Annotated in this window: 24 protein-coding genes; 12 read left to right on the top strand and 12 right to left on the bottom strand. The window is 52.8% G+C overall.

All coding sequences use genetic code 11. The features are described 5' to 3' along the window. Genes J0L72_00425 through nhaA form a run of 4 tightly spaced genes read left to right on the top strand, consistent with a single transcriptional unit; the run spans position 1 to position 5,936 of the window. Positions 1–2,136 carry a hypothetical protein gene (locus J0L72_00425; GenBank protein ID MBN8689232.1) on the top strand — a complete coding sequence of 712 codons (2,136 nt, stop codon included), beginning with the start codon at positions 1–3 and terminating at the stop codon, positions 2,134–2,136. Further along, on the top strand, positions 2,133–3,224 hold the full coding sequence (locus tag J0L72_00420; protein ID MBN8689231.1) for a VWA domain-containing protein: 1,092 nt from the start codon (positions 2,133–2,135) through the stop codon (positions 3,222–3,224). The genes J0L72_00425 and J0L72_00420 overlap by 4 nt, the downstream gene beginning before the upstream one ends. A gap of 44 nt (positions 3,225–3,268) precedes the next feature. Further along, positions 3,269–4,579 (top strand): acetyl-CoA hydrolase/transferase family protein, encoded by a 1,311-nt coding sequence (locus tag J0L72_00415; protein ID MBN8689230.1) that lies wholly within the window; start codon positions 3,269–3,271, stop codon positions 4,577–4,579. 31 nt (positions 4,580–4,610) lie between these two features. Further along, positions 4,611–5,936 (top strand): Na+/H+ antiporter NhaA, encoded by a 1,326-nt coding sequence (gene nhaA, locus J0L72_00410; GenBank protein MBN8689229.1) that lies wholly within the window; start codon positions 4,611–4,613, stop codon positions 5,934–5,936. A 13-nt stretch (positions 5,937–5,949) separates the two neighbouring features. Here nhaA and J0L72_00405 read toward each other — a convergent pair whose 3' ends face one another. After that, on the bottom strand, positions 5,950–6,654 hold the full coding sequence (locus J0L72_00405) for a DUF3298 domain-containing protein (GenBank protein ID MBN8689228.1): 705 nt from the start codon (positions 6,652–6,654) through the stop codon (positions 5,950–5,952). A gap of 97 nt (positions 6,655–6,751) precedes the next feature. On the opposite strand from J0L72_00405, the gene J0L72_00400 reads away from it, so the two are divergent. Then, positions 6,752–7,399, top strand: coding sequence for a class I SAM-dependent methyltransferase (locus tag J0L72_00400; GenBank protein MBN8689227.1), 648 nt, complete (start codon positions 6,752–6,754; stop codon positions 7,397–7,399). On the opposite strand, the gene J0L72_00395 is transcribed toward J0L72_00400, so the two are convergent. From J0L72_00395 to J0L72_00375, 5 genes are all read right to left on the bottom strand, one after another. Next, entirely contained in the window at positions 7,396–8,835 is a 1,440-nt protein-coding gene (locus tag J0L72_00395; protein ID MBN8689226.1) for an SMP-30/gluconolactonase/LRE family protein, read from the bottom strand. The two genes, J0L72_00400 and J0L72_00395, sit on opposite strands and share 4 nt — an antisense overlap. Positions 8,836–8,914: 79 nt before the next feature. Next, on the bottom strand, positions 8,915–9,448 hold the full coding sequence (locus tag J0L72_00390; protein MBN8689225.1) for a DUF1579 family protein: 534 nt from the start codon (positions 9,446–9,448) through the stop codon (positions 8,915–8,917). A 74-nt stretch (positions 9,449–9,522) separates the two neighbouring features. Continuing rightward, entirely contained in the window at positions 9,523–10,992 is a 1,470-nt protein-coding gene (locus tag J0L72_00385; protein MBN8689224.1) for a DUF1800 domain-containing protein, read from the bottom strand. A 50-nt stretch (positions 10,993–11,042) separates the two neighbouring features. Then, entirely contained in the window at positions 11,043–12,281 is a 1,239-nt protein-coding gene (locus tag J0L72_00380) for an MFS transporter (GenBank protein ID MBN8689223.1), read from the bottom strand. Between the two features lie 178 nt (positions 12,282–12,459). After that, positions 12,460–13,932 carry a DUF853 family protein gene (locus J0L72_00375; protein MBN8689222.1) on the bottom strand — a complete coding sequence of 491 codons (1,473 nt, stop codon included), beginning with the start codon at positions 13,930–13,932 and terminating at the stop codon, positions 12,460–12,462. A 71-nt stretch (positions 13,933–14,003) separates the two neighbouring features. On the opposite strand from J0L72_00375, the gene J0L72_00370 reads away from it, so the two are divergent. Beyond that, positions 14,004–14,366 carry a TfoX/Sxy family protein gene (locus J0L72_00370; protein MBN8689221.1) on the top strand — a complete coding sequence of 121 codons (363 nt, stop codon included), beginning with the start codon at positions 14,004–14,006 and terminating at the stop codon, positions 14,364–14,366. On the opposite strand, the gene J0L72_00365 is transcribed toward J0L72_00370, so the two are convergent. From J0L72_00365 to J0L72_00350, 4 genes are all read right to left on the bottom strand, one after another. Then, positions 14,363–15,664: a hypothetical protein gene (locus J0L72_00365; protein MBN8689220.1), complete on the bottom strand. Its 1,302-nt coding sequence runs from the start codon at positions 15,662–15,664 to the stop codon at positions 14,363–14,365. The genes J0L72_00370 and J0L72_00365 overlap by 4 nt on opposite strands. Continuing rightward, the gene (locus J0L72_00360) at positions 15,621–16,517 is read right to left on the bottom strand and encodes a phosphoribosylaminoimidazolesuccinocarboxamide synthase (GenBank protein ID MBN8689219.1); all 897 of its coding nucleotides are present in this window, start codon (positions 16,515–16,517) and stop codon (positions 15,621–15,623) included. Before J0L72_00360 ends, J0L72_00365 begins: the two co-directional genes overlap by 44 nt. Before the next feature lie 17 nt (positions 16,518–16,534). Next, complete coding sequence (locus J0L72_00355; protein ID MBN8689218.1) at positions 16,535–17,023, bottom strand: DUF433 domain-containing protein; 489 nt, start codon at positions 17,021–17,023, stop codon at positions 16,535–16,537. 118 nt (positions 17,024–17,141) lie between these two features. Continuing rightward, positions 17,142–17,867 (bottom strand): alpha/beta fold hydrolase, encoded by a 726-nt coding sequence (locus J0L72_00350; GenBank protein MBN8689217.1) that lies wholly within the window; start codon positions 17,865–17,867, stop codon positions 17,142–17,144. A gap of 210 nt (positions 17,868–18,077) precedes the next feature. On the opposite strand from J0L72_00350, the gene J0L72_00345 reads away from it, so the two are divergent. Further along, complete coding sequence (locus J0L72_00345; GenBank protein MBN8689216.1) at positions 18,078–18,428, top strand: ASCH domain-containing protein; 351 nt, start codon at positions 18,078–18,080, stop codon at positions 18,426–18,428. A gap of 97 nt (positions 18,429–18,525) precedes the next feature. Here the strand turns inward: J0L72_00345 and ftsZ are convergent, their stop codons facing one another. Together ftsZ and J0L72_00335 are read right to left on the bottom strand one after the other, a co-directional pair. Beyond that, entirely contained in the window at positions 18,526–19,680 is a 1,155-nt protein-coding gene (gene ftsZ / locus J0L72_00340; GenBank protein MBN8689215.1) for a cell division protein FtsZ, read from the bottom strand. 93 nt (positions 19,681–19,773) lie between these two features. Further along, positions 19,774–20,637, bottom strand: coding sequence for a polyprenyl synthetase family protein (locus tag J0L72_00335; GenBank protein MBN8689214.1), 864 nt, complete (start codon positions 20,635–20,637; stop codon positions 19,774–19,776). Between the two features lie 42 nt (positions 20,638–20,679). Between J0L72_00335 and J0L72_00330 the strand changes: the two genes are divergently transcribed. The 5 genes from J0L72_00330 to J0L72_00310 all read left to right on the top strand — a co-directional run bounded on the left by J0L72_00330 (position 20,680) and on the right by J0L72_00310 (position 25,963). Next, a complete protein-coding gene (locus J0L72_00330) occupies positions 20,680–21,954 on the top strand; it encodes a DUF1015 domain-containing protein (protein ID MBN8689213.1) in 1,275 nt (424 codons plus the stop codon). Continuing rightward, complete coding sequence (locus J0L72_00325) at positions 21,954–22,760, top strand: hypothetical protein (GenBank protein ID MBN8689212.1); 807 nt, start codon at positions 21,954–21,956, stop codon at positions 22,758–22,760. Before J0L72_00330 ends, J0L72_00325 begins: the two co-directional genes overlap by 1 nt. 205 nt (positions 22,761–22,965) lie before the next feature. Continuing rightward, entirely contained in the window at positions 22,966–23,886 is a 921-nt protein-coding gene (locus tag J0L72_00320) for a tetratricopeptide repeat protein (protein ID MBN8689211.1), read from the top strand. Then, positions 23,883–24,296: a manganese-binding transcriptional regulator MntR gene (gene mntR, locus J0L72_00315; GenBank protein ID MBN8689210.1), complete on the top strand. Its 414-nt coding sequence runs from the start codon at positions 23,883–23,885 to the stop codon at positions 24,294–24,296. The genes J0L72_00320 and mntR overlap by 4 nt, the downstream gene beginning before the upstream one ends. 32 nt (positions 24,297–24,328) lie before the next feature. Continuing rightward, positions 24,329–25,963: a ribonuclease J gene (locus J0L72_00310; protein MBN8689209.1), complete on the top strand. Its 1,635-nt coding sequence runs from the start codon at positions 24,329–24,331 to the stop codon at positions 25,961–25,963.

The raw sequence follows: 25,963 nt of genomic DNA, 5'->3' as shown, positions 1-25,963 counted from the left end.
ATGGTTGAAATCTTCGGCATTAGGCACCACGGCCCAGGGTCAGCAAAGAAGCTCTTTGCTGCTCTATGCAAATCGCATTGGGATGCCATTTTGATCGAGGGACCCTCCGATTCGTCGAGTGCGATTGTGCCGGAGATTGCTCTTCACGCAAAGCCCCCGGTCGCAATTCTGCAGTATCTAGAGGAGGAACCAGAGGTGGCCTCGTTCGCCCCTTTCACCGAATATTCGCCTGAGTGGAAGGCGATGATTTATGCTTGCCAAATTGGCACTCCAGTTCGATTCATTGATCTTCCATTTGGTATCTCGTGTCAGAAGAGTGCCAAGGAAAGGGGACTGAATTCCGCTGATCCCTTGGCCATGATTGCCCAAGAATCGGGGGAAATTTCCGGCGAAGTCTGGTGGGATAAGTATGTCGAACGTGCAGGATCAGATGAGGGTCATTTCTCGGCGATCTCTGAAATCATGGGGCACATTCGGCAAGAGACGGATCAGCTTGAACTCGATATTCGAGAGAGGTGGATGTGCCATGAAATCGCCAAAACCATGAAATCGGGCGCAAAGAGAATTGCGGTTATCTGCGGAGCCTGGCATGCTCCCGCATTGGAGCGATGGGAATCGAGCGAACTTCCAGAACTGCCCGAACCCAAGAAGACCATTTCCACTTGGGTGCCTTGGAGCAATGCGCGTCTTCATGTTCAGTCGGGATATGGCGCCGGATTGAGGTCGCCCGCATTCTACGAGCTGGTGAACTCTGTCCCAGACTCCGACAAACGAACTGCAATTTGGGTCAGCCGGGGGAGCCATCTCCTCCGCGAATCCGGACGACCTTCTGGCCCGAGCCAATCGGTGGAAGCGGCATTGCTCGCCAATTCCCTCTCCAATCTTCGAGGCTTGGCTGAACCCGGACTAGCAGAACTTGAGGAAGCGATTTTGGCCGTGTGTTGCCACGGAAACCGCCAGGATTACGCGGCAATCGAAACTCAATTGCTGGTCGGCGAGCGAGTTGGTCAGCTGCCTCCATGTGGATTTCGCCAGCCACTTCAAATAGAGTTTCAAGCTACAGCCAAGCGATTGAGAATCAAAGTTGACTCTTCACAATCGGACTTACTTCTTGACAATCGCGAACCTCGGGACCAGGAAAAGAGCCTCTTTCTCTCTCGAACTGTGGCACTTGGATTGGGATGGGCTAGGCTCCAAGATGGCCGACGAGGTGATGGCAATTTTCATGAACTCTGGGAGCTGATGTGGCATCCTGAAACCGAAATCGGTTTGATTTCCGCGGGGAGGTTCGGCGCGACGATCGAATCTGCTTCCACGGCAATTTTGATTGATCGAGCCCGGTCCAGCGAATCGATGAGCGCTGTTTGCGAATGCCTGTTGCTTGCCCTCAGAGCAGAGCTTTCGCGAGCGATTGACCCAATCACGGACGTCGTCAAGAGCCTGGCCGCTCAGTCTTCTTCGCTCGAGGATTGGCTAAGAATTGTGCCACCACTCTGCCGGGTCCTCATGTATGGTCGGCTCTCGCCCCAGAATCACGAATCAACTCAAAAAATCCTTCGCGGATTGGTCGATCGAATCCATATTCATCTTAGATTTGGATTCCTCGGGGCCGATTTTGAGGCATCGAAGCACCTGATTGAGATGGTTAACCCTTGCTTGCTGGTGGTACGCGCGACCAAACAACCCGAACTGATTTCGCCGCTAGAAACCGCGATCGCAGAACTGGTCGCTGATCCAAGCGTTTCACCTGTTGTTCGAGGATTCGCAACAAGGATCGCAGACCTCGATCAGCCCGAACTTGTCAATCGCATGAGTTTTGAGTTTTCGCCGTCTTGCCCGGTGATTGATTCGAGTCAATGGCTCGGAGGATTTTTGAATGGATCGGCGGCGATTTTGATTCACCGGCCTGAAATCTTTGAATCTGTTCGTCAATTTGTGAGAGATTTAGACGGGGAGAAATTTATTGAGTGTTCGCCGGCGCTCGTTGCCAGCTTTGCCGACATTCCACCTGGCGAACGAGAATCTCTGCGAGCAATCATCTTTCCGAGAGGCGAGGTCGCCAAACAAAATAGCGCTCCCACGTTCACGTCATCGATTCTAGACGCACTCTTGGATACGGAGGAAGCAGACACTTGACAACTGAACAAGCCAGATGGCGATTCATATTGGGGAGCGACCCAAGCATCGATCAGGAACTCGATGCGTCGATGCAGTCGATGGCGGATTGCTTGGATGTGCTTTATCATTCCGATCGGCGCGGGAGCCTTCACAGTAGCCAGCCAACGGTATCCAAGTGGTTGGGCGATGTTCGAAAGTTGTTTCCCCCATCGGCAGTTGAGCTGATCCAAAAGGACGCCATAGATCGGCTCGGAGTTGAGAAGTTGTTGGGTGATCCTGCGATCATCCGGACGCTCCAGCCCGATGTTCAGCTTGCGGCCACGCTGCTGAATCTATCCAATTCGCTGAAGCCCAAGGCACTGGATGCTGCGCGCGAAGTCATTTCGCACATTGCCAAGCAGATCGAAGCAAAGATCCGACCGAACCTATTGCAGACTCTGCTGGGACAGCGGGAAGCCTCACGGCGACTCAAGAGTCCAAAATTGTCCGATATTGACTGGCACAGAACGATCAAGCAAATCTTGGGGACCTACTTGCCTGAAAGTCAGACCATTGTTCCTACCAAGTTGTATGGGCGACCTCGCCGATCCAGGCAAAGCCGGAAGATTGTGATCTTGATCGATCAAAGCGGGTCGATGGCAGAGAGCGTCATTTTCACGACCATCTATGCTTCGGCTATTGCACAACTGCCAGGGAACGATGTTCGCCTCATCGCGTTTGACACTTCGATCGTAGACCTCACAGCTCACGTCGAAGATCCGGTTCAAGCGCTGTTCGCTGCGCAACTGGGCGGCGGTACTGACATCGCGCCTGCGCTCCAGTTTGTAGATTCTCTGATTGATGATCCGACCAATACAACGCTGATTTTGATCAGTGATCTCTTCGATGGCGGAAATCGGGCGCTGACGGAAAAGATCGCGCATGAAATTGTGGAGCGCGGGGTCAATTTTTCGATCCTACTCGCGCTCAGTGAATCCGGCACACCAGAATTCGATCGTGCCCTTGCTTATAAACTGGCGGAATTCGGCATTCCGAGTTGCGGGCTCACCCCGGACCAATTCCCGGATTGGTTCATGACCCTGACTTACAATCATTCTCCGAGCTAATCGGAAGGAATTTCAGGTTCGATTGTCGAAAATTGGAACTGTAAATGTCTAGTTCGACGCCCACCGTACCTTCACTCTCACCACTCTTTAAACTCAGTACTGCCGATCAAGCGGTCAAATGTGTCAAATCCGGCGACCGCGTTTTCTTCCACGGCATGGCTGCGACCCCGACCAAGCTCATCGAGGCACTCGTCGACCGAGCGAGTGAACTTCGCGATGTCGAAATTGTCCATTTGCACACCGAAGGGGAGGCTATCTATGCGGCACCTGAGGTTGCCGAGAGCTTCTTTGTCAACAACCTTTTCATCGGTGGCAACCTGCGCGGCGCGGTCAACGAGGGCCGAGGAGACTATGTGCCTGTATTTCTGAGCGAGATTCCGAACATGTTCCGGCGCGGGGTTTTGCCTCTGGATGTGGCCTTCATCACGGTGTCGGCACCGGATCGACACGGCTTCTGCTCACTCGGAGTCAGTGTTGATACCGCAGTTGCGGCTGTTCAATCTGCGAAGCGAGTGGTTGCCCAGATCAACCCACACATGCCGCGCACGCACGGCGATGGCAACTTCCATATTTCGAAATTCGACGACTGCATCTGGGTAGACGAACCACTCATGGTGCATCCAGCGACACCCAGCGACGAGATCGAGACGAAAATTGGAAAGAACGTGGCTGAGCTGATCGAAAATGGGGCCTGTCTCCAAATGGGGATCGGCGCGATTCCGAATGCGGTTCTTGCCGCACTTCATAGCCACAAAGAACTGGGCATTCATACCGAGATGTTCAGCGATGGCGTGGTTGACCTCGTTGAAAACGGCGTTATCACCAATCAGCATAAGCGCATTCACCCTGGCCGGATCGTCGCCGGGTTCGTTTCTGGCTCACAGAGACTCTACGATTTCGTCAATGACAACCCGTTTGTTCAGCTGCTAGACATTGGCTATGTGAACGACACCAGCGTTATTCGCAAGCTCAGCAAAATGACGGCCATCAACAGCGCGATCGAAATTGATCTGACGGGCCAAGTTTGCGCGGACTCGATTGGAAAGCGGATGTTCAGCGGAGTCGGTGGCCAGATGGACTTTGTACGTGGCGCCAGCTTGAGTCAAGGTGGAAAGCCGATTTTTGCCTTGCCGAGCACCACGAAGAAAGGACACAGCCGAATCGTTCCTGTGCTCAACGAAGGCGCGGGTGTGGTGACCACTCGGGCGCACGTGCATTACGTCGTCACCGAATACGGCGTGGCTGATCTTTACGGCAAGAATCTACGGCAAAGAGCCACCGCGTTGATCTCGGTCGCACATCCTGATCATCGCGAACAGCTCGAAAGGGACGCGTTCGATCGCTTCCATCGCTAGAAGTTACGGCCTGGAAGTGCCAAAATAGCTTATGTCCAGGCCAACCTTGGTAGAGCGGGCTCTTTCGCCGTTCCAACGATTCGCCTCGCAGCAAGCAAGCAGCGGTTTCCTGCTGATCATTGCGAGCGTGTTGGCGTTTGCCTGGGCAAATTCGCCGTGGTCTGCTCATTATTTTGAGCTTTGGCATACCAAATTCGGATTCCAGTTCGGCGACTTCACGTTCAAAAAGGACGCTCACTTTTGGCTCAACGAAGGCTTAATGTCGATTGTTTTCCTGCTCGTTGGGCTCGAAATCAAACGCGAACTATTGGTTGGAGAGATTTCGACTCCAAGAAAAGCCTTGATGCCACTTTTTGCCGCGCTGGGGGGGATGGTGGCACCGGCGCTGATCTACTTTGCCATCAATGCCGGGCAACCTACATTGCGCGGATGGGGCGTGCCTACTGCCACTGACATTGCGTTTGCGTTGGGCATCTTTGCGCTGGCGGGTAACCGAGTGCCTACGTCGCTCAAGGTTCTGCTGACAGCTATTGCGATTATCGATGATATTGGTGCGGTGCTTCTGATCGCTCTCTTTTACAGCGGCGGGCTGAACATCATGGCTCTCCTCTCCGCACTCGCGGCGTGGCTACTGATGGTCGGACTGAATGCCATGGGATCCCGCAATTTGCTCACTTACACGTTGTTATTTGTGGGGCTTTGGTACTTCACGCTACTCTCCGGGCTGCACACCACTGTAGCGGGAGTGCTTGCCGCGCTTGCCATTCCGGCTAGTTCGAGAATCGACGGACCAAAGTTCCTGTCCCGTGCACGAGGATTACTCGATGAGTTCGAATCCTCTGCGCCCGCAGATCGTTCGCCGATGATCAACGAAGAGCAGAGTAGCGCGTTGCAGGTTCTTGAAACCAATCTGGAGTCCGTGAACTCTCCGATGTTGCGCATGACCCACATTTTGCATCCTTGGGTCGCGTACTTAATGCTGCCTCTGTTTGCATTCGGCAACAGCGGCGTGACGCTGTCGCCTGGTGGCCAGTACGATTTTCGAATTATTTTTGGAGTATTTTTCGGGCTGGTCATAGGCAAGCTGATCGGGATCTTGTTATTCTCACTATTTGCTCAGAAACTCAAAGTTGCCGAGCTGCCCGAAGGGCTGAACATGAGCCATATCGCCGGGATTGCCGCCCTCGGAGGAATCGGATTTACGATGGCAATCTTTATTTCCGGACTTGCCTTTGAAAATCCGATCCACCTGGAGAGTAGCAAACTTGGTATTTTCGCGGCGTCAATCGTCGCGGCAATCCTCGGGAGCATCCTCATTCGATGGAGTACCCGCAATAGCCCAGAGCCTCAAGAGTAGTTCAGATTTCGAATTATTCGCTTGCCTGAATAATTTCACTAAGTGGTCCGGACGGGTTCCATGCTTGAGCGAACTTTGAAAGCGGAAATTTGATCTCGAAGGTGCCTTGTGCCCAGGGACCGGCTTCGTAAGGAGGGATGATCCAGACGATCGAGGTTGGCGTCAAGATAAATGTCTCCAGCAGTTGCGGATTGATTTCGGTTAGTTCGCCGTTCATCACCCATTCGGCTTCTCGATAGCGCAACTCATTGAGAATGGCGGGACTAAACGTCGACGCTATATCCATTTTGGGTTTACACAAGTCTGACAATCGGATGATCGCAGGCTTGCCTCCTAGATAGCCATAGTTGTGCACAAAGAACCAGATTCCTGGATGGGCGCCGCCCGTATCATAGAAGTTTGTGGACAATCCGCTCACAAGCGTGGGTGTCAGAAGCGAAATCGTCGTCTTGGAATCGAATTCGTTTTTTCTGCCCATCACCATTTCCTTGTTCTCCGCATTGAAGACATCCGCCCAACCGTGTGCCTGACCCGAGAATGATTTGTTCAGAAACCGAATGAATTCTGAAGTGCCTTTAAAGACCGGCGTGGAGTATGAACACTGGGTAGAAGGCGTGTTCAAATAGGTTCGCTTGTAGCTGACTGATGGAGTTTGTGCCATCGACATGGTGTGGGAGCTAACAAGTCCAATTGCGAGAGAAAAGACTTTCGATTTCATTGAGTTTTTCCAAGAGTTTTTGGAGACGCTATCAGTACGTTTAGATTGGGTATAAGGTGTCGTCAAATTATCGGACTTCACCGGTATCCTAACTTGCGTGATCGACCCATTGGAACACCGAAAGCATGCGGCAAGGTTGGCGAATCGTGCTAGAGAGTCTAGTGAACCCACACGTTGGTTCGAAGAGCTCTATGCGTATGCTCAAGGGCAATCTGAACGAGTGCCTTGGGCAGACCTTGCGCCGCATCCGCTGCTGAGCGAGTGGGCCGCCGGAAGAAGCATGCAATGGGAAAACGCGGCCATCGTCGGGTGCGGTCTTGGTGACGACGCTGAACTAATAAGCACAATCGCCAAGCAAGTATGGGCCTTCGATATTTCCTCTACGGCGATCGACTGGGCCAAAGAGCGATTCCCTAACTCAACCGTGAGCTATGAAGTAGCAGATTTGAGCAAAGTCGACGCCAGCAAATTTGGACAATTCGACCTCGTGGTTGAGGTCTATACCTGGCAAGCATCGCCTCCAGAAATTCGCCAAGAATTCATAGAAAATACCGCAAAGCTCGTCGAGCCCGGTGGAACTCTCGTCGCGATCACCCGTTTGCGAACGCCAGATGATGAATTGGGACCGGTCCCATGGCCGCTACTTGTAGATGAGTTAGAGACACTCTCAAAATGCGGCCTTACCGAGACCGAGCGCACAGCCTGGAGCCCAGGTGAACCCGTACGCTCGATCTGGAAACGCTAGAACCCAGCACCCGCAAATTGGCAACGCACGGTCGAGATGCTGCCGCTTTGAGTCAAAAGTAGCAGCTTGCCGTCTGCGCCACCAAATGCTAGGTTTGTTGAGCGCGCCAGAGGTAAGTGGTCCATGAAACTGCCTTCCGGACTGATCACATACACCCCACCAGGCCCCGTTGAGTACAAATTGCCGCGATTATCGAAGCGAATTCCGTCCGCTTGGCCCGGCCCGCTGATGCCATTCTCTTTTGCAACTGTAGCCAGATCTACAAATTCCGATAATTTTCTGGATTTTAGGTCGAATTTTTTGATCTTGTTGGTCGCATATTCGGCGATGTAAAGCACATTCGACTTGAAAGCAATTCCATTCGGCTGGTTGACATCAGTCGTAAGAATTTCAATTTTTCCTGATTTATTGACGGAATAAACACCCATTTTTGGGACTGAATCTGATTCTGGTCGATTGATGAGAAAAGGATCCGTAAAATAAACTGTGCCATCTGGCCCAACTGCTAGATCATTTGTTGCGACCAGTTTCTTGCCTTCAAATCCACTGGCGATCACTTGCTCACCAGCCAATTTTCCGTCTTTTATCGCGAATTTTCGGATATTTTTCGACTGCGCTGATGCCACGAAAATCGATCCTTTACCATCGGTCGCGATTCCGATCGACTTTGGCGCCGATTCTAGTGCGGGCACAATTGCCCCAGTTGCCGGATCAAAGGAAAGAATGCCTTGCTTTCCCCAACTACAAAACAAAAAACGATTGCCCACCCAGCAAGGACCTTCTGTGAATCCAAGGTTCTCGCCGACCACTTTTAGAGTGCTTGTCTCGAGAATCTCCGGCGGTCGTAAGTCCAAGGGATACAGCGTTGGGCGTGCTTTAGTATCGAGTCGGAAGCTCTTCTTTGTCTCGGGGTCCAGTTGAAACCGGGTAAGCAAAATATTCGCGGTCAATTCGTTTGAAAATATCTCTTTGCCTGCCACGATGCTTCGCCATCGAACCCGCGTTTTAGGACCTCCCGCAGGCATCGGCCTCGAATATTTCCATTGATATCCGGTCTTCAGGGCAACTCGGTGATAACTGTTCCCGCAAGAAATCCAATTGAAATACTCTATTGGAGCCCATTCGCCGTCTTCGTCGCGCGCTTCCATCCAGCCCAAAATGTTGCTATCTGCGGCATCAAACCAAAACGGACTAGAAGTCCCGTTGACAATTCTGACTTCGATCGAAGATGGCAGCCGTTTGAGTTGTACGGCGAGTTTTCCGGCTGGCACGGTCCCCTTATCGGCAACGGCGGCAGCGTGATTTGAAACTGCGAATCCACCCAGTGCCTTCGTATCTTCCAGCATCGATTGGGCAGGGTATTGAGCAAAGGTCATATAGATCGGATTTGAAGCTTGTTGCTGCGCCAAAACCAGAGCCAAAATCGAAGTCAACATGGTTCTTTGACGATACCATCAAAAGAAAATGGCCCAGACAGTTCATCCGTCTGGGCCAGATATTTATGGAAGCGCTGGACTATTGCTTCTTGAATGATGACTTCATCATCCATTCCCACTTGTCGCCGTTCTTTTGCTCCAGCAGGAAGTTGATCGACTTATCATCGACCTTTGTGTAGCTCGTGCGCATCGTCAAGGTTCCCATGTTGGCGGTCTTGGTTGGGCCGCTCGCCATGGAGATCGTCTTGTCGTTCCACGTTCCTCGGAAGGTCATTGGAAGTGGCTCGCTCATGTCGAACCATTGGAGAACATAGTTCTTTTCGGTCGGATCAAAGGTGATCATTTGCTTGCCATACATGACGCCCATAGGTCCCATGTCGTACACAACGTCGCCAGTCATAAAGCGATTGCCGACATCCCACTTGTTAGTCATCGTCGCCTTCATCTTGACGTCTTCCCCGCCGCCGAAGTTGGTTTCGACTGTGCCAGTCCATTTGCCAACTAGAAAATCCAATGTCGCGAGCTCTTTCTTAGGGAGAAACTCCGACATATCTTGTGCGATTGCGCCGCTCGCGATCGCGGCGACAACCATCATTCCGAGAACTTTTTTCATTTTTTCAAACCTCAAATTTCGGCAAAATTGCCTTGCAAAAACTTTACCTAACTTTCTGGATTGGTAGACAAAATTTAACAAAACTGAAATTCGGGAGAGGCAAATAGCCCGCGCAACACGATCCCGAGCATATTTGCTCTCGGCTGAGGCTCCGTAAGTGCCATGTGCCCACCGTGCTTTCGGCATCCTTCAATCAGAACCGCCCTCTTTTCGTCCGGCAACTTGGCATCGAACAAAGTGAGCAATCCATCAACTACACCTTGCGGAGATTTGTCGGCGCCAAGTTCAGTGAGGCGTAAAGCGATGACCCCCGAACCAACATAATTGTCATCCGCAGTTCCGACAATCAGCTGCCCGACTTGATTGCGATACATCATGTTGTTAGGCGTGATCCATGCCGTGCCCCAATCCCAGCCCGCAACGTTTGGCGGGAAAAGTGGCGAAAGACCTTGTTGTGTGCTGAGCCCGAACGCAGCACCACCGATGTCTCGTAGAGCCTTGGGCGCAGCAACGAACGGTTTTGGCGTTTTCCCGTGTGCCTCGATCAAAAATGAGTTCAACCGTAGTTGCCTCAAAATCGACACTGAAAAGTCGACCGGACTCTTGATCTTGGTCCTAATCGCACGCTCGCTCCAAAACTCTGGGTGCTGAACGATGGCCCAAAGAATCTTACGTATGTTTCCGTTCGAGCTTTGAAACACATTGACGAGTTCACTGATGATCGACTCCGCTGGATTCTCATAAACGAAGAACTCCCACAGCTTCTTACAAATCGCGGTCTGAGTTTTGGGATGCCCAGCGAGAAAATCTATGACATCCTCACCGGTCAGATTTCCTCGTTTACCAAGCACTGTCTTGATGCCGGTGTCGTGCAATTCAGGCGAATAGGCGAAAGTGAACATCGGTCGTCCGCGCAAGATGCAATCTCGAGCGACTTCCTGAACATTTTCGCCGCCCTTTTCAAAGACTAGGTACCGCACACCCCACCCCGTGAACGCCCGCGCCGCTTCTTGAACATCGCGCTCGGTGTAATTCCCGATTTGGACCGTGAAAAGCTCCATCACCTCTCGCGCGAAGTTCTCATTCGGTGCGTCCTTGAGGTTTTCGTGGGTATCCAGCCAGAAGCACATCGCTGGAGATTGGGAAATCTCAAGGAGTAAGTCCCTAAAATTCCCCGAGCCGAGATTCCTCAGGATCTCCAGATAATGCAGCATCATCGGCCCAGCTTCGACCTTGGAACCGCTCACCGCAAAATGGTCGTGCCAGAACAACGCGAGCTTCTCCTGCAGAGGTCTTTGAGACATGACCATTCGGAGGCTCCAATACACCGCAGGGCGGAACGAATCGAGATAGATCTCGTCCTTGCCCTCATCAAAGCAGAAGCTCCACGGACTAATCGGAAAGCCGTCATCGACCCCATCGAAGTCGATCAAACGGCTAGCGGTAGCCTTAGCACCTTCTCGCTCGCCCCGAGCGATCTCTTCGGTGGTCGCACCAAACCCCAGTCTCCGGTAAAGATGAGCTACTTTTTCGCGCTCGGTCATGCCTGCATCATACATCAGATTTAGAGGTATGAGGACCAAAGTCCCTCGACCTACTTTGCTTGCAGAGTTGCATTTCTGAACGGCCGTAATGCCGCTCCGAGTAGCGCGACCGCGACCATCCCAAATCCCATCAACAAAAACAGCTTGACAAGCCCAATCGTGGCGATCAAAGTGCCGGCAAGTCCGAGACCGAGAGGCATCGATGCTGTTCGAACCAAACTCAACGTGCTGTTCACACGGCCTCGGTAGCTATCGTCAACGATCGATTGCATGTGGCTGGCCGCCGGGATGTCCGCGAACGGGATAAAAACGCCTGCCAAGAAGTTCATGGAGACGAAGAGCATCATGTTGTTTGGGATCGCCAGGATCGCCACGCACACTCCGCACCCAAAAATTCCAAAGATAAATCCCCATCCGACTTTGCGAATACTGAGCTTTGCCACTATGAATCCGCCCACAAGTAATCCGGCAAAGAACGAAAATTCAAACCAGGTTAAGGTCACCGGGTGATTGCCAAACCATTGCTTGTTGGCCTGCACGTAGGCGACAAAAAATGGCGAGATCATCAGACTCATCAGGCCAGTTAGAATCATGAGCGCACGCAAATATCCGTCCGCCCACAGGTACTTCATGCCCAGAACGAAGTCCTGCCACGGATGACTTTCTTGATCCACCGATTCGCGATTCGGCTTGATTTCGGGCAGTTTTGCGACGTAAATTGCCGAGACGAAGAAGCTGAGCGCATTGATCGCAATGCTCAATGCGAAGAACCATGTCTCGCTGATGGAATACAGAATCCCGATCACTGATGCCGAGAGAGCGAGCCCGATCATCGGCATCCAGCTTTGCGTCATATAGCTCAGCGAATTCGCAGCATACAGCTCGTCTTCGGAGACAAGATTTGGGATCGCAGCGCTCTTGGCTGGCAGAAAAACCGACCGGAAGCAGGAAGTCAGGAACGCCGTCACAAAAATGGCGGCAATCGGTGGCTTCCCCTGAAAACTTACCACGACCAGCATCAAGCCGATCAAGGTCATTCCAGACATCAGATCGCTGATGAGCATGATCTTCTTGCGATCGAACCGATCCGCAAGCACTCCCCCGTAAGGGCCGACGAGCAAGAACGGGAGCATTTCAATCGCTCCGACAAACCCAACTACCTCGGCGCTACCGGAGAGCTTTTGCGCCATGAACATGAAGATCACGTAGTAACACGCGTCGCCGAACTGGGAAATTGCTTGGCCGAGCCACAGGTTTCTAAACCCGCGATGCCTTAGAACTGAAAACATTTGTGTGCAAACCTATTTATAAAATTGACCTTGGGCCGAGTACAGCCCGAACGAAAAGAGATCGTTTCTATGTTCCGCTCGAGAGCGGTAAGGTCATCGATTTGCCATGAAATGTCAGGTTACCCGAACAAATGGGCCCAAAGGAAACTCCTTTGGGCCCACAGGATTCAGCGGAAAGTTATCGCTTGAACAATCCGCCCAAGACGCCCCGAATGAGTTGACGCCCAAGTTGAGAACCTGCCGCTCGCATCGTGCTCTTGAGAACTGCTTCGGCCACCGAGTCACCGCGCCGTCCGCCACCGCTTGCTTTTTGGGCCGCTTTCTGCGCCTTTTCTTCGGCCTGTTGCCGAGCCAATTCGGCATCAGCGGCTTCTTGCGCGTCCGCCTTGACCTTCAGCTTCTCGTAGGCCGATTCTCGGTCTAGGGACTGATCGTATTTGCCCGCAACAGGAGAACCTTGGAGCACGGTTTGCCGCTCTTCAGGAGTTCCAGGGCCGAGCCTTGATTCTGGTGGTCGAATCGCAGTCTTTTCGACGATGGTCGGAGTGCCCTTTTCATCCAGCACTGATACCAATGCCCAACCTACACCGAGTTCCGTGATGACTTCCTCTGTCTTGAACGCCGGATTGGGTCGGAAGCTATCCGCAGCGGCCTTGATCGCCTTTTGTTCACTCGGTGTGAAAGCCCGCAAGGCATGTTGGAATCGATTTCCGAGCTGCGCGAGCACTGTTTCCGGGATGTCTGCTGGGTTCTGGGTGACAAAGTACACACCAACACCCTTTGACCGGATCAACCGTACGACCTGCTCAATCTTTTCGAGCAGAATCTTTGGTGCGTCGTTGAACAAGAGGTGAGCCTCGTCAAAGAAGAAGACCATCTTCGGCTTTTCGAGGTCACCAACCTCTGGGAGGGTTTCAAACAGCTCCGAGAGCATCCAAAGCAAGAAGGAAGCGTACAGACGCGGATTTTGCATCAGCTTGTCCGCTGCCAAGATGTTGATGATCCCCTTGCCAGAAAATTCGGTTCGCATCATGTCTTTGAGATCAAGCGCGGGTTCTCCAAAGAACATGTCCCCGCCTTGGTCTTCCAACATCGCGATTTGTCGCTGAATCGCTCCCACGGTGGCTGGGGCTACGTTGCCGTATTCGCGCTGAATCTCATCCGCGCGCTCGCCAATTTCTGAGAGCATCGCTTTCAGGTCTTTCAAATCGAGCAACAACAAACCTTCATCATCAGCTAGGCGGAAGGCAATGCTCAGAACACCTTCTTGCGTCTCGTTTAGTTGGAACAATCGACTCAGAAGTAGCGGCCCCATCTCGCTGACAGTGGTGCGGACCGGATGTCCCTGCTCCCCAAACATGTCCCAGAAGACAACCGGATTTCCTGCGTAATTGAGCGTGATGCCAAGTTCTGTGGCTCTCTCTTCAAGCTTTGGCTTTCCGCCGCCAGGAAACGCCATTCCGCTGAGGTCGCCCTTAACATCCGCCATGAAAACCGGAGTTCCCATTCGGCTGAAAGACTCGGCAAGAACCTGAAGCGTTACCGTTTTTCCGGTACCGGTCGCCCCCGCAATGAGCCCATGTCGATTGGCCTTTCCAGGCAACAAATAAACGGGATTCTCTCCCTTACCGATAAGAATTGGGTCTGGCATGATCACATCCCACCAAAGATTAGTAGGTTGAATTGATGTTACCCGCGCACGGTATTCGGCATAATCGAATCGTGGCAGTCGATCAACATACGCTGGATTTTGCAGTCTCCCAGTTCGCCGAATTGGGGCATATCACCGTCAAAAAGATGTTCGGTGGCGCCGGGCTATATGCGGATGGGATGATCTTCGCGCTCCTCGACGACGGGGAAATTTACATCAAAGTCGATGCGGTGAATCAGCCAGAGTTCGAAGCCATTGGCAGCCAGATTTTCACCTATGCGGTCGATGAAACTGGACCCAAAACTCTCAACTATTGGCTGCTGGATTCGGACCGCTTGGCGGAAAAAGCGGAATGTCTCAAGTACGGACAGCTCGGAATTGAGGCCAGTTTGCGAGCAGCGGAAAAGAAAAAACCCAAGAAGCCGAAGCTCTAACTCGGTTTGAACGCTGCCTTTCCTTCTTGAATGATCGCTTCGGCGATGCGCTTGCTCGCGCCTCGGTTCTGAGCCACCAGTTCTTTGCCAGCCGTGCTCATTTGACTCCTCATTTCGGGGTTTGAAAGGAGTTCTGTGATGGCCGCTCTCAGCTCCAGTTCGCCATCACACCTTCTCGATGCGCCTTGCTTGATCGCCTGATCTGCAGCACTTCGAAAGTTCTGCATGTACTTGCCGTGCAACGTCGGAATTCCAGCCGCCAACGGCTGGATGATATTCTGCCCGCCCAAGTTGTCGAAGCCACCACCGACGATCGCCAAATCTGCGCCAGCGTACGCATCTGCCAACTCGCCGTAAGTGTCCAAAATTAAATACTTTGCGGCTTGCCTTTGGGACCACTTACCGACGCTGTCGAATTTGGTCCGTACGGTCGAATCCAATCTTTCAACGGTCTCCAAATGCCTCGGTGCATGGACGACCTTCAGATTCTCGATACCGCATCCTGCCAGCGCGTCCACAACACAGTGCTCTTCCAATTCGCTCCGTGTCGAACCCACCACCACCAGGAGCTCTTCGTCAGTGATTCCGAACTTAGCCCTCACTTTTTGGCGCGCATCTTGATCGTTCTTTTCTGGCTCATCGAACTTGGTGTTGCCCGCAACTTCCACATTCTTGGCCCCCAGAAAGGCCAGTCGCTCAGCGTCGATTGGCGTTTGTGCCAGCACCCGATCCACCTGATCGAATACGGACTCATAGAAGAACTTGACCCACCGCGATCTGCCGTAGCTCCGATCGCTAATCCGTGCATTGACCAGCAGTGTGGTGGCACGGAAGTTCTTAGCCATCGTCAGAAAGTTGAACCACAATTCCGTTTCCACGATAGCCACGGCGCATGGCTTAACTTTGAGCATCGCCGCCGCCATAAATCGAACGACATCGATCGGAAAATAAACCAAATGGTCAAAAAGCTCGCCAGCATCTTTTCGCTCACGAGCGATCTGGTGGCCGCTGCTTGTGGTCACGCTCAGTACAACTTGCACTTCGGGCCAGAGACTTTTGAGCTCCTTCAGCATCGGGGCGGCAGCGATAACCTCCCCCACCGAAACCGTGTGTACCCACACGACCGGGCGTTTTCGATCGAGTTCAATCTTGAAATTCCCGAAACGCTCTTGCCAGTTCGGACTCTCGTTCCGCCGCTTCGATCGGTGCCAGACGAGCGGGACCCAGATCGGCGCAAGCAGCGTGATCAGAATGTTATAGATCCAGATCACGACCGGTGATCCTTTGGAATGCCTCAAGATATTTTTCGCGCGTTTTGGCGACGACATCGGCCGGGAGCTCCGGCCCTGGAGGAGTCTTGTCCCAGTCTAACGTCTCAAGGTAATCACGCACAAACTGCTTGTCGAAACTTGGCTGCGCTGCTCCGGGCTGCCAGCCACTGGCTTCCCAATATCGTGAGCTATCCGGCGAGAGAGCTTCGTCAATCCAGATCGGTTGGTCATCAACCAAGCCAAATTCGAACTTCGTGTCCGCCAAAATGAGTCCCGCCGAAGCGGCGTGATTCGCCGCGGCCTCATAAAGCTTCAGCGTTATATCGCGCAAATGAGCAGCCATTTCAGAACCCAAAATGTCGCTTGCACGCTCGAAGCTAATGTTCTCATCGTGCCCTTCTTCGGCCTTGGTGGCTGGCGTGAAAATCGGTTCTGGCAGTTTCGATCCGTCCAGAAGACCATCCGGCAATGTAACTCCGTGGATCGTTCGCATCCCTGAGCGGTAGTCCTTCCACCATGAACCAGACAAATATCCCCTAGCGACAAACTCGACAGGTAGGGGTGTCGCCTTTTTGGCGAGCATCGACCGGCCGAAGCAGGATTCCGCACCTTCGCCGACTCGCTCTCGGATCGCTTCATCCGAGATTGAAATCATGTGGTGAGGACAGATACCGCCAAGCTTCTCGAACCAAAAGGCGCTGATCTGATTCAGAACTTTGCCTTTGTCGGGAATGCCATTGGCGAGGATGACGTCAAATGCGCTGATGCGGTCACTGGCGACCAAAAGTAGGCAGTCGCCAAGATCATAAACCTCCCGTACTTTGCCGCGCCTCGGAGCACCAAGCGAAGGTAGATTCGATGTGAGTAGCGCGGAATTCACGCCCTAATTATGGCTGGTTACTTGGCGTACGGATATTCGTTTTGCCGTCGCTGGACCACCGCTTCGTAATTCCGAATTTGCTCTTCCATTTCGGATTCGTGTTCGCTGGCATAGCGCAAGGCAACGGTGATCTCGTGTTTGGAAAGCGAAGGGAACGACTTGCTGATCGCCGATTCACTACCGAGCCGCCTCAATTCGCGGACAATCTCCCATACCGAGATTCCAGTACCCACCAACTTTGCTGGGCCTGTACCAGACGATTCGATTCGAACCTCGCGGTACGCCATTTGGGTTCGGAATTCCATCAATCGCTGTTCGATTTCATCCACCGACATGCAGGTGAATTCGGCAGCTTGCTCCATGGACAGCATTTCTTGATCCACCGCACCAATCACAAGGTCGTTACGAAGACCAGGATCAAGTTCGAAAAGTCGATTCATCGCTTCTTCGACGCGGTCGGGCATGTACCGTGTCATGCGCTGGAGTTGTAAAATTGGCCAAGCCATACTTTGAGCGTTCTTTTCGGAGTCTTTAGAATTCGACATTTCTGATCGAGGAATCCTTCCAATATTGTACTCGTCCTTGAATACGTATTCTTAGACGCAATTTCGATCGAAAAGGTTGTTAAATCAAGTTTTGTTCTTTCAAAAACCTGAAGAGTCTTTCGTCATATTCAACCGGGTGGAACCACCGCGCTTGACTGTGCTGACAACCTTCAAAGAGCTCCATCCGGCAATTTTCGCTCGCGTCTGCGATCTTTCTCGCTTCGTTCAAAGGAACGATGACGTCACAGTCGCCGATCATCAGCAGAACCGGGATATCGGGCATTTTGGACAGCTCGTGGTCGATACGCACTTTGCGAGGATCAACGCGGGTCATCAGCCAGCAGAACATCCAAACCGGGACCAAAAATGGCCAGAATTTTCCGGCAAAAGTTCTCCACCAACCTTCATTTGCACGAATGAGCGAAGAATAAGGCGAATCTAGAACCAGCGCATCGGGCCGCACTTCCATAGCTTCGGTGGCCAACACAGTTGCCGCGCCGCCCATACTGCTGCCCCAAATCCAAATCGACTTGTCTGGATACTCAGCGCGGGCATGTTGCACCATAGCGAGCACGTCGTTCTTCTCGTGCGGACCGACGCTGCTGAGTCGTCCTCCGCTCACTCCATGTGCGCGGAAGTCAAAGACCAAACATGCGAGCCCCTCTTCGTACAACCTCTTTGCCAAAGGAATCGGCTCAGCGCGGTTCATCAGATACCCATGAGCGAGCACGACAACACTCTTTGGATTTGGATGATCGATCCACCATCCTCGAAGGAGAACGTCGTCTTCGGTGGTGACTTGCACTGAACGTTGTGGGAGCCCCAGTGCTCCCGGAGAAAGAAAAATGGGGACCCGAATGGGATGCAAACACCCGTATGCAACCAAAACAAGCAGGCCCAAATACAATGCGAGGATGATTCCAAGGACCCAAAGAATCGTGATTAACACAGACGGTCCTCCATGCCAGCCACTATTTGACCGATACTGGTACAACAGATTCTAGGGTCACGATCCATGTTTGCACTCAACTTTTACTCCGAACTCTACGAAGAGGTTTTGCGTACCGGACGAAAAACTGCCACGATTCGGTTGGGCGACAAGTCCGACAAGTATCAGACGGGCATGATTGTCTGGATCACACTCGGTCCACGATTTGGACGCCGACAAAAGCTGTATTCGGCGATTATCGACCGAGTTGAAGTCAAACCGATTAGCGAGTTGAGCCCGAGAGATATCGAACGGGAAAGTCCCGAAGTGCGAAGCCAGGACGAAATCATCACCCTGATGAGCCGAATCTATGGGGAATTTATCACTCCTGCTCATCTCTGCACGGTCATCTATTTCTCTCGCGTAGACGAAATCTAAGCATCAAAATTGAAAAAATGCCCCGCCAATTTTGACGGGGCTAGTGTTGTTGGACCAGTACGTTTTTTTCGTATTGTGTGTTTTTCAGTAAATTCGTTTATTCGCTAGATCGCTGTCTGCGCAGGAAGCTTGGGATGTCAAGATCCAGTTCTTCGATCTGCGCGGGCTTGGCTTGAGGCTGCGCCGCAGTCGCGAACAGCTCGTCTTCATCAATCAGATTCGGATTTGATTTGACTTGCGGTTTGGTTTCGATCACTTCGGGTTGTGGAAACAACTCTCGGTCGACGATCCGGACAGGCTCACCGCTCATTCCGGCCGCCAACAAGGTGACCATGACTTCGCCTTCCATCGACTCATCCAAAGCGTGACCCATGAAGATTTCTGCATCTTCTGCGTCTGCAAACTGCTGGAGATATTCCATCGCGTCGCCAGCCTCACCCAGCGTGAAATCGAGCCCCGAAGTGATGTTGACGAGCAACTTCTTAGCGTTGTAAATGCTGGTTTCGAGCAACAAGCTATTCGCCGCAGCTTCAGCAGCAAGCCTCGCTCGCTGCTCGCCTTGAGCACGGCCCATTCCCATCAGCGCGCAACCGGCATCCTTCAAAACCGACTTCACGTCCGCAAAGTCGACGTTGATCATTCCAGGCTTGGTAATGATGTCGCTAATGCCCTGGACACCTTGTCGAAGCACATCGTCAGCCACGTTGAACGCTTCAGCAAAAGTGGCTTTTCGGTCCACCACTTCCATGAGCTTATCGTTCGGCACAATGATTAGCGTATCGACATGCTCAGCGAGCCTAAGCGCACCTTCTTCCGCGATTCGCTTTCGCTTTGGACCTTCAAACCCGAACGGCTTGCTGACAACGGCGACGGTCAGAACACCCTTCCGCTTGGCAAGTTCTGCAACAATCGGTGCGGCGCCGGTACCGGTTCCACCGCCCATTCCTGCGGTGATAAAGACCATGTCGGCGTCTTCAACGAGCTCAAGGATTGCCTTTTCGCTTTCCTTGGCGGCCACTTCGCCCACCTTCGGATCGCCACCGGCTCCCAAGCCCTTGGTGCAAGATTCTCCAATTCGTAGCTTGATACTGGCTTGCGACGGCTCCAGGACCTGAGCGTCGGTGTTCATCGCAATGAACTCTACGTCGGACATGCCTTCTTCAACCATTCGGTTAACTGCATTTCCGCCTGCACCACCAACGCCAATCACCTTGATTTTGGCTTGCATATCAAACTGGAGACTCTTTTCCATCGTGAAAAACCTTAGGTTCTGTGTTTGATGGGACGCCACCCCCCTGGTAAAAGAATCAGGTTTTTTGATGAATTTCACCGTGTGGTGAAATTGTTACTTTTTGCGTTCGCCGGCGAAGCTGGCGAGCTGCTCCAAGAGCGAGCCGGCCCCTGCCAATTCACGGGCCAGTTTAACCGAATGGTCAACTTCCAGAATGAGCAATCGCTCCGCTTCCTCGTTACCAAATGCCCCGGGATAGGTTTGCTTGCCGCGCTCTCGGTCCGATCCCGTGGCCTTCCCAAGTTCTTCGGGGGCAGAATTCTCGTTGAGAATGTCGTCTTTTATCTGGAACGCCAGCCCGAGATGTGCTCCAAACTGACCCGCTTTTGCGACAACTTCCGGCGATGCCCCAGCCGCCAGTGCCCCAATCTGACAGCTTGCAACGAAAAGCGCTCCCGTCTTTAGCGCGTGGATTTTTTGCACTGAGTCTTGGGATGCGGGTTGACCTTCCATCAAGATATCAAGTGTCTCACCGATCACCAGGTTTCGGCTCGATTGGGACAATATCCGGACCATTTCGATGCGGCGTTCGGCGTCAGTCTCAAGTGAGGTCAATGTCTCAAAAGCCAGCGCAAAAAGAGCGTCCCCCGCAAGTAACGCGACCGCTTCTCCGAACTTGATATGGCACGTCGGAGCTCCACGCCGTAGATCATCGTCGTCGATACACGGCAAATCGTCGTGAATGAGCGAGAAGCAATGGATCATCTCGATCGCGCAACCCGCATCGAGAGCGGGGCTCGCGTCGCCACAAAGCGCACGACAAACTTCTATCGTGAGCGCGGGGCGGAGTCGCTTCCCGGGCAATAGGCATGAGTAACGCATCGCCTGCGACAGTTTTGAATCGTCGGAAGGCAGTAGCTGTTCGAGCCGCGCCTGCACCAAATCTGCGTAGGTATTCAGTCCCGAAGGGCTACTCATTGGTACAGTTTACCGACGATAGTGGACTGGTAGAATTTGCTCATGGCCAATATTCGTCCGTTCAATGGGCTCCGCTATTCAGCGGACGCTGGTGACCTGAACCATTTGGTGGCTCCACCATATGACGTCATCAGCCCCGAAGAACGCGAAGCTCTCGCCGCCCAGTCTGAATTCAATGTAGTTGGGCTCACCCTTCCCGAACAGAACCCTGACGACCGCAGCAAATACGTCAAGTACGCTCGGTCCGCATCTCGGCTCGAAAAATGGGTGGAGACCGGCACGCTCAAGAAAGAAGAAACCCCTGCGTATTACCGGCTCCTTCAAACTTTTGCGCTACCGAACGGCCAAGTCGTAACACGCCAGGCACTCATCGCCACGATCAAAGTGGAAACTTATGATAAAGGTGTGGTCTTGCCGCACGAGCAGACCTTCCCGAAGCACAAGGAAGATCGACTGAGAGTCCTCGAAGCCACGCGATCCCATCTGGAATGCATTTACGGGCTTTATGAAGATCCCGGCCGAGCGATTTTTGACAAGATTCAAGCTGCGCCAGCCGCCGAATCCCATTCAGTAACGACTCCCGACGGTGTTGTCCACGTGCTAGAGCCGATCACTGATCCCGAGAGTTGTCAGCAGATCAGCAAGATGTTCGAAGATCGAAAGGTCTGGATTGCCGACGGTCACCACCGATACGAAACGGCCTGTACTTTCCGGGGCCAGCAACCAGATTCCGAAGAACTCATCCCAGAGGACTTCATGATGATGGCGCTGAGCAGCATGGAGGATCCGGGCTTGGTACTGCTTCCGACCCACCGCATGGTGCATAAATTTGAAGGCGATTTGAAGTCCCAGCTTGAAGCACCCTATTGGATTTTGACGGCCTGCCCGAACGACCAATTGATTGAGAAGATCGAAAAGATTGGCGCAGACGGAACCCGAGTATTCGGGATTGCGCTCCCCGGCGAGGAGGGTCTTTTGCTGACGATCACCGACTTTGACGCGGTTTTGGCCCAGATTCCAGGCGATGCCGGCAAAGCACTAAAGAGTCTCGATGTTTCGATTCTCCACGATGTGATTTTTGCTAAGCACCTCGGACTGACCGGACACGACTTCTTTGGATACACACGTGATCCGGACGAGGCGGTCAGTGCGGTGAAAAACGGCTTCAAGGCTAGCTTCTTGATGAATCCGCCATCAGTCCATGACATGAAAGTTGTGGCTCTCGGAGGCGAGAAGATGCCGCAAAAATCGACTTACTATTATCCAAAGATTATCAGTGGGCTCGTCATTTGGCGACTCTGCGACTACCAATCCTGATGAAAATTCAGCTACTCGGCACCGGAGCATCAGACGGCATCCCTTCAGTCTTTGGAGACTCAAGGGTGAGTCGTCATGCGCGGCAGCATGGTGGCAAAGATATCCGTTCGCGCAGTGCCGCTCTTATCGACGATCACCTCAAGATCGACCTCGGGCCGGATCACTTTCACCAAATGGTGAAATTCGGCGTTGACCCGACGATTTGGACCGCAATAGTCTTCACCCACACCCACGACGATCACTTTTGCCCGAGTGAACTCCAGTACATGCTGTTCCCTTTTCTGGAGCAGTTTGCGGCTCCATTGACAATCTACGGCAACGATGCAATCTGCCAGGGTATGGCCGGCAAGTACGAAGAATGGCCATTCGAAATCATTCAAACGAAGAGCTTCGAGCCGTTTTGGCATCTCGACTACAAAATCACTCCGATTCGCGCCTATCACAAGCTTGAAGAGGACAGCCAGAACCTACTTATTGAGCGAGAAGGAAAGACTTTCTTATATGCCACCGACACCGGACCGTGGCAGCCAATAACCTGGGAATTCTTACAGGATAAGAAAGTAGATGGAGTCGTGATAGAATGTACTGACGGATTTGTGAAGTCCTCCTATTACGGCCACATGGACCTTAAGGAGTGCGTCGCTGCCGTCGAAAAACTACGCGAATTGGGCTGTATCGGTCAAGAGACCCCGGTGGCTACCACCCACCATGGGCATTTGGGTGATGCCACTCACGAAGAACTTTGTCTTGCCTTGGAACCACACGGGATTCAAACCGGTTATGATGGGCTGGTCATCCAAATTTGATATGAAATCTTTTCGAGAACACCGAATTACTCCCTCCAATTGCGATGGCCTGTTCGTCTCGAATAGTGCCAATGGAGGGGCCAGAAGGCGGGCCAGGACGGCCAAAAATTTCAACTCCTATCTGCAAGGTCCGATTCGACTTCAGCCGGTGCGCATCAACCATTCTTTTGTGAGCTTGCGCCGGCGTCGGCCATAATCTCATCACATGAGCGCCCTCGACAAGTGGTTTGTCTTCGGCAAAAGTGCCCTGTTCGATCAGGGTCTTCGCACCTATGAACAGCAGTTGTATGCAGATGCTGCAGTCTCATTCGAGCAGTTTATTTCCGAGCCAAGCTGCGACCTGAGCTTGGCAAAAATCGCCCGTCTCTATCTTGCCGAATCACTCGCGCATCTTGCCGCGCAGGCGATGGACGAAGGAAACTTTTCGGCTGCGCGCGACCTCTACACCAAGGCGCTCAAGCTTCAGTCGGGGTTTGCCGATCTCTGGTTCCAATTGGCTCGGGTCCACCGCGCACTAACAGATTCCGATTTCGCAAGAGAGTGTTTAGATCGGTGCCTTGACCTGAATCCGCGGTTTGCAAGCGCTAAGGTACTGAGTGCGGCGGTGAGCTACGATCAAGGCGAGTTTGAACTCGCGATGAACTCGCTGATCGACGCAGTGCACGATCGACCTTCGCTGGAAGACGACCTCTATCGTGAATTCGTGTTGCTCCACAATTCGGGCAAATTTGAGGACGCCAGCGCCGTTCTCACTCAGATTTGTGAATCAAAACAAGACACAACCCAATCTTTGATCGAAGAAGCTAAGCATTTACTCAGCAATCGCGAAGTGGAAAAGGCTGCGACGATGTTCAGCCGGGCGGTGGAGATCGTCCCCAATTACGCCGATGTCAGGTGCTGCTTCGGCCAATGTTTGATCGAACTGGATCAGTTGGAAGCAGCACAAAAACAGATCGAAGCGGCGATCGAAATCAATCCAAATTATGCAGATGCGCACGCTGCACTCGGTGTGATTTTCCGCCGAACCGGAAAGGAGGCCGAGGCGAAGGCCTCGTTCGGTAAGGCGCTCGACATCAACGCCCATCACCCTGTTGCCAGCGTGGAACTCGCCCGGCTCAAGCGCTGAATTCACTAGACCCCATGACGAACAAGTATCAGCGCACCAGGCAAGACCATAGCCGAGAAACCGCCGAGGACTATGTGGAATTGGTGGCCGAGCTGATCGAAAAGAATGGAGAAGCTCGTGCCGTGGATCTGGCGGACATTCTGGGTGTCAGCCCAGTGACGGTCGGAAAAACACTCCAACGACTTGACCGCGAAGGGTATGTCATCACGCGGCGATACCGCTCGATTTTTCTCACCGACAAAGGCAAGGAGCTTGCGCGAGAATCGATGAATCGGCACGAACTAGTGCTCGCGTTTTTGCTCAAGATTGGCGTGCCCACAGAAATCGCCGAGATTGACGTGGAAGGGATCGAACATCACGTGAGCGAAGAAACACTTGCCGCGATGCGTCGAACCATCGAAAGAACTTAGGTTCGGCACCCACCGGGGTACCCTCTTGGCTTATGTCAAGAATCGAGATCATGCCTTTGGGCGGCGCCGGCGAAATCGGCCGAAACTGCACACTCCTCCGACAAGGCGATGATGCGATCCTCATAGACTGCGGAATTTCTTTTCCGGATGAAGAAATGCACGGCGTTGATGTCGTGATCCCTGATTTTTCCTGTTTGCACGATATTAAAGAGAATCTTCGAGCGGTGATCCTCACCCACGCTCACGAAGACCACGTCGGCGCTCTTTCATTCTTCCTGCGAGATTTCCCACAAATTCCAGTCTTCGCGACTGAACTCACCCATGCGATGATTCGAAGCAAGCTCGAAGAGCGGCTCGATATCAAGGGTCTCAAATTGAACGTGGTCCAACACGGCCAGATCATTCCTATTGGTGCGCTGAAGTTTGAGATGGTTCGAATCACGCACTCGATCCCGGATTGTAGTTGCGTCGCGATTCACACCAGCGAAGGAGTTGTGCTCTTCACCGGAGACTTCAAGCTCGACTTCACCCCTGTCGACGGCAAACTTTCTGACCTGACACGTCTCACCGAACTTGGCAAGCAGGGTGTCCTTTGCCTTCTGAGCGACTCCACAAACATCGACCGCCCGGGATTTGGTCCAAGCGAATCGACCGCTAGCAACGGATTCCGCGCGGCGTTTGCCAATGCCGAAGGGAGAATTTTGATTACCATGTTCGCGAGCAACATCCACCGAATGCAGCAAGCGATGGATATTGCGGCGGAAACCGGGCGGAAGGTCGCCGTAGCAGGTCGCAGGATGAACCAGACCATCGACACCTGTATCAAACTCGGCTATCTCAATCCTCCAAAAGGCGTCCGTATTCGACTAGACATGGTAGGCGACTACGAACCTCATCAATTGGTGATCCTGACAACTGGGAGCCAAGGCGAGCCGCTTAGTGCCTTGGTGCAGATGTCGAAAGGTGAGTACACCCGGCTGAAGGTCAATGAGGGGGATACGGTGATCTATTCAGCGAGGCCGATTCCAGGCAACGAATCTGCGGTTTGGAAGACGATTAACCGGCTTTACCGCTTGAAGGCAACGGTGGTTTTCGACGCGATTCCAGCGGTTCACGTCAGCGGACATGCCTACCTTGAGGAGCTCAAAATGATGATCAACCTCACGAGACCGTTTTATCTGGCGCCGGTCCACGGAGAACCGCGACACCAGCACCACTACTGCGATATGGCCCTCAAGATGGGGCACGCCCCCCACCGAATGTTCAAACTTCTGGATGGCCACAAGCTGATCATTGATGAGACCCAGGCTTGGACGGAAGAGACTTCGGCTGGCGGAGAAGTCTGGATTGATAACGCGGGCAACATCATCAATCCGAGCGTTGTTAGAGACCGCGCTGAACTCGCAGATGAAGGAATTGTCGTGGTCAAAGTTGTGCTAGGGCCAGGAGGATTCGCCCCGGTTGAACTCGCGGCCAAGGGATTTGCGGGAAGCGAAAAACTCTTGGACAACGCCGCCGAAGCAGTTGACGACGCGTTGTTATCAATTCCGAAGGAAGCTTGGCGCGAAATTCAACTGGTCGAAGAAGCCGTCGAGGGCGCAGCCAAGATCATCTTCCAGAGGAAGGCTCAGATGCGACCCGTGGTTGTCCCCGTCGTGGTGATGTAG

The organism is Armatimonadota bacterium (genome assembly GCA_017303935.1).
Classification (GTDB): domain Bacteria; phylum Armatimonadota; class Fimbriimonadia; order Fimbriimonadales; family Fimbriimonadaceae; genus JAFLBD01.
The sequence above is the reverse complement of the archived record's forward strand: the minus strand, read 5'-3'. Positions and strand labels throughout refer to the sequence as shown.

Coding starts and splice junctions, on each gene's coding strand:
- J0L72_00320 (MBN8689211.1), top strand. CDS start 22,966: ATGAGCGCCCTCGACAAGTGGTTTGTCTTCGGCAAAAGTGCCCTGTTC.
- J0L72_00415 (MBN8689230.1), top strand. CDS start 3,269: ATGTCTAGTTCGACGCCCACCGTACCTTCACTCTCACCACTCTTTAAA.
- J0L72_00375 (MBN8689222.1), bottom strand. CDS start 13,932: ATGCCAGACCCAATTCTTATCGGTAAGGGAGAGAATCCCGTTTATTTG.
- J0L72_00330 (MBN8689213.1), top strand. CDS start 20,680: ATGGCCAATATTCGTCCGTTCAATGGGCTCCGCTATTCAGCGGACGCT.
- J0L72_00380 (MBN8689223.1), bottom strand. CDS start 12,281: ATGTTTTCAGTTCTAAGGCATCGCGGGTTTAGAAACCTGTGGCTCGGC.
- J0L72_00345 (MBN8689216.1), top strand. CDS start 18,078: ATGTTTGCACTCAACTTTTACTCCGAACTCTACGAAGAGGTTTTGCGT.
- ftsZ (MBN8689215.1), bottom strand. CDS start 19,680: ATGGAAAAGAGTCTCCAGTTTGATATGCAAGCCAAAATCAAGGTGATT.
- J0L72_00310 (MBN8689209.1), top strand. CDS start 24,329: ATGTCAAGAATCGAGATCATGCCTTTGGGCGGCGCCGGCGAAATCGGC.
- J0L72_00325 (MBN8689212.1), top strand. CDS start 21,954: ATGAAAATTCAGCTACTCGGCACCGGAGCATCAGACGGCATCCCTTCA.
- J0L72_00390 (MBN8689225.1), bottom strand. CDS start 9,448: ATGAAAAAAGTTCTCGGAATGATGGTTGTCGCCGCGATCGCGAGCGGC.
- J0L72_00335 (MBN8689214.1), bottom strand. CDS start 20,637: ATGAGTAGCCCTTCGGGACTGAATACCTACGCAGATTTGGTGCAGGCG.
- J0L72_00395 (MBN8689226.1), bottom strand. CDS start 8,835: ATGTTGACTTCGATTTTGGCTCTGGTTTTGGCGCAGCAACAAGCTTCA.
- J0L72_00405 (MBN8689228.1), bottom strand. CDS start 6,654: ATGAAATCGAAAGTCTTTTCTCTCGCAATTGGACTTGTTAGCTCCCAC.
- J0L72_00425 (MBN8689232.1), top strand. CDS start 1: ATGGTTGAAATCTTCGGCATTAGGCACCACGGCCCAGGGTCAGCAAAG.
- J0L72_00355 (MBN8689218.1), bottom strand. CDS start 17,023: ATGGCTTGGCCAATTTTACAACTCCAGCGCATGACACGGTACATGCCC.
- J0L72_00385 (MBN8689224.1), bottom strand. CDS start 10,992: ATGACCGAGCGCGAAAAAGTAGCTCATCTTTACCGGAGACTGGGGTTT.
- nhaA (MBN8689229.1), top strand. CDS start 4,611: ATGTCCAGGCCAACCTTGGTAGAGCGGGCTCTTTCGCCGTTCCAACGA.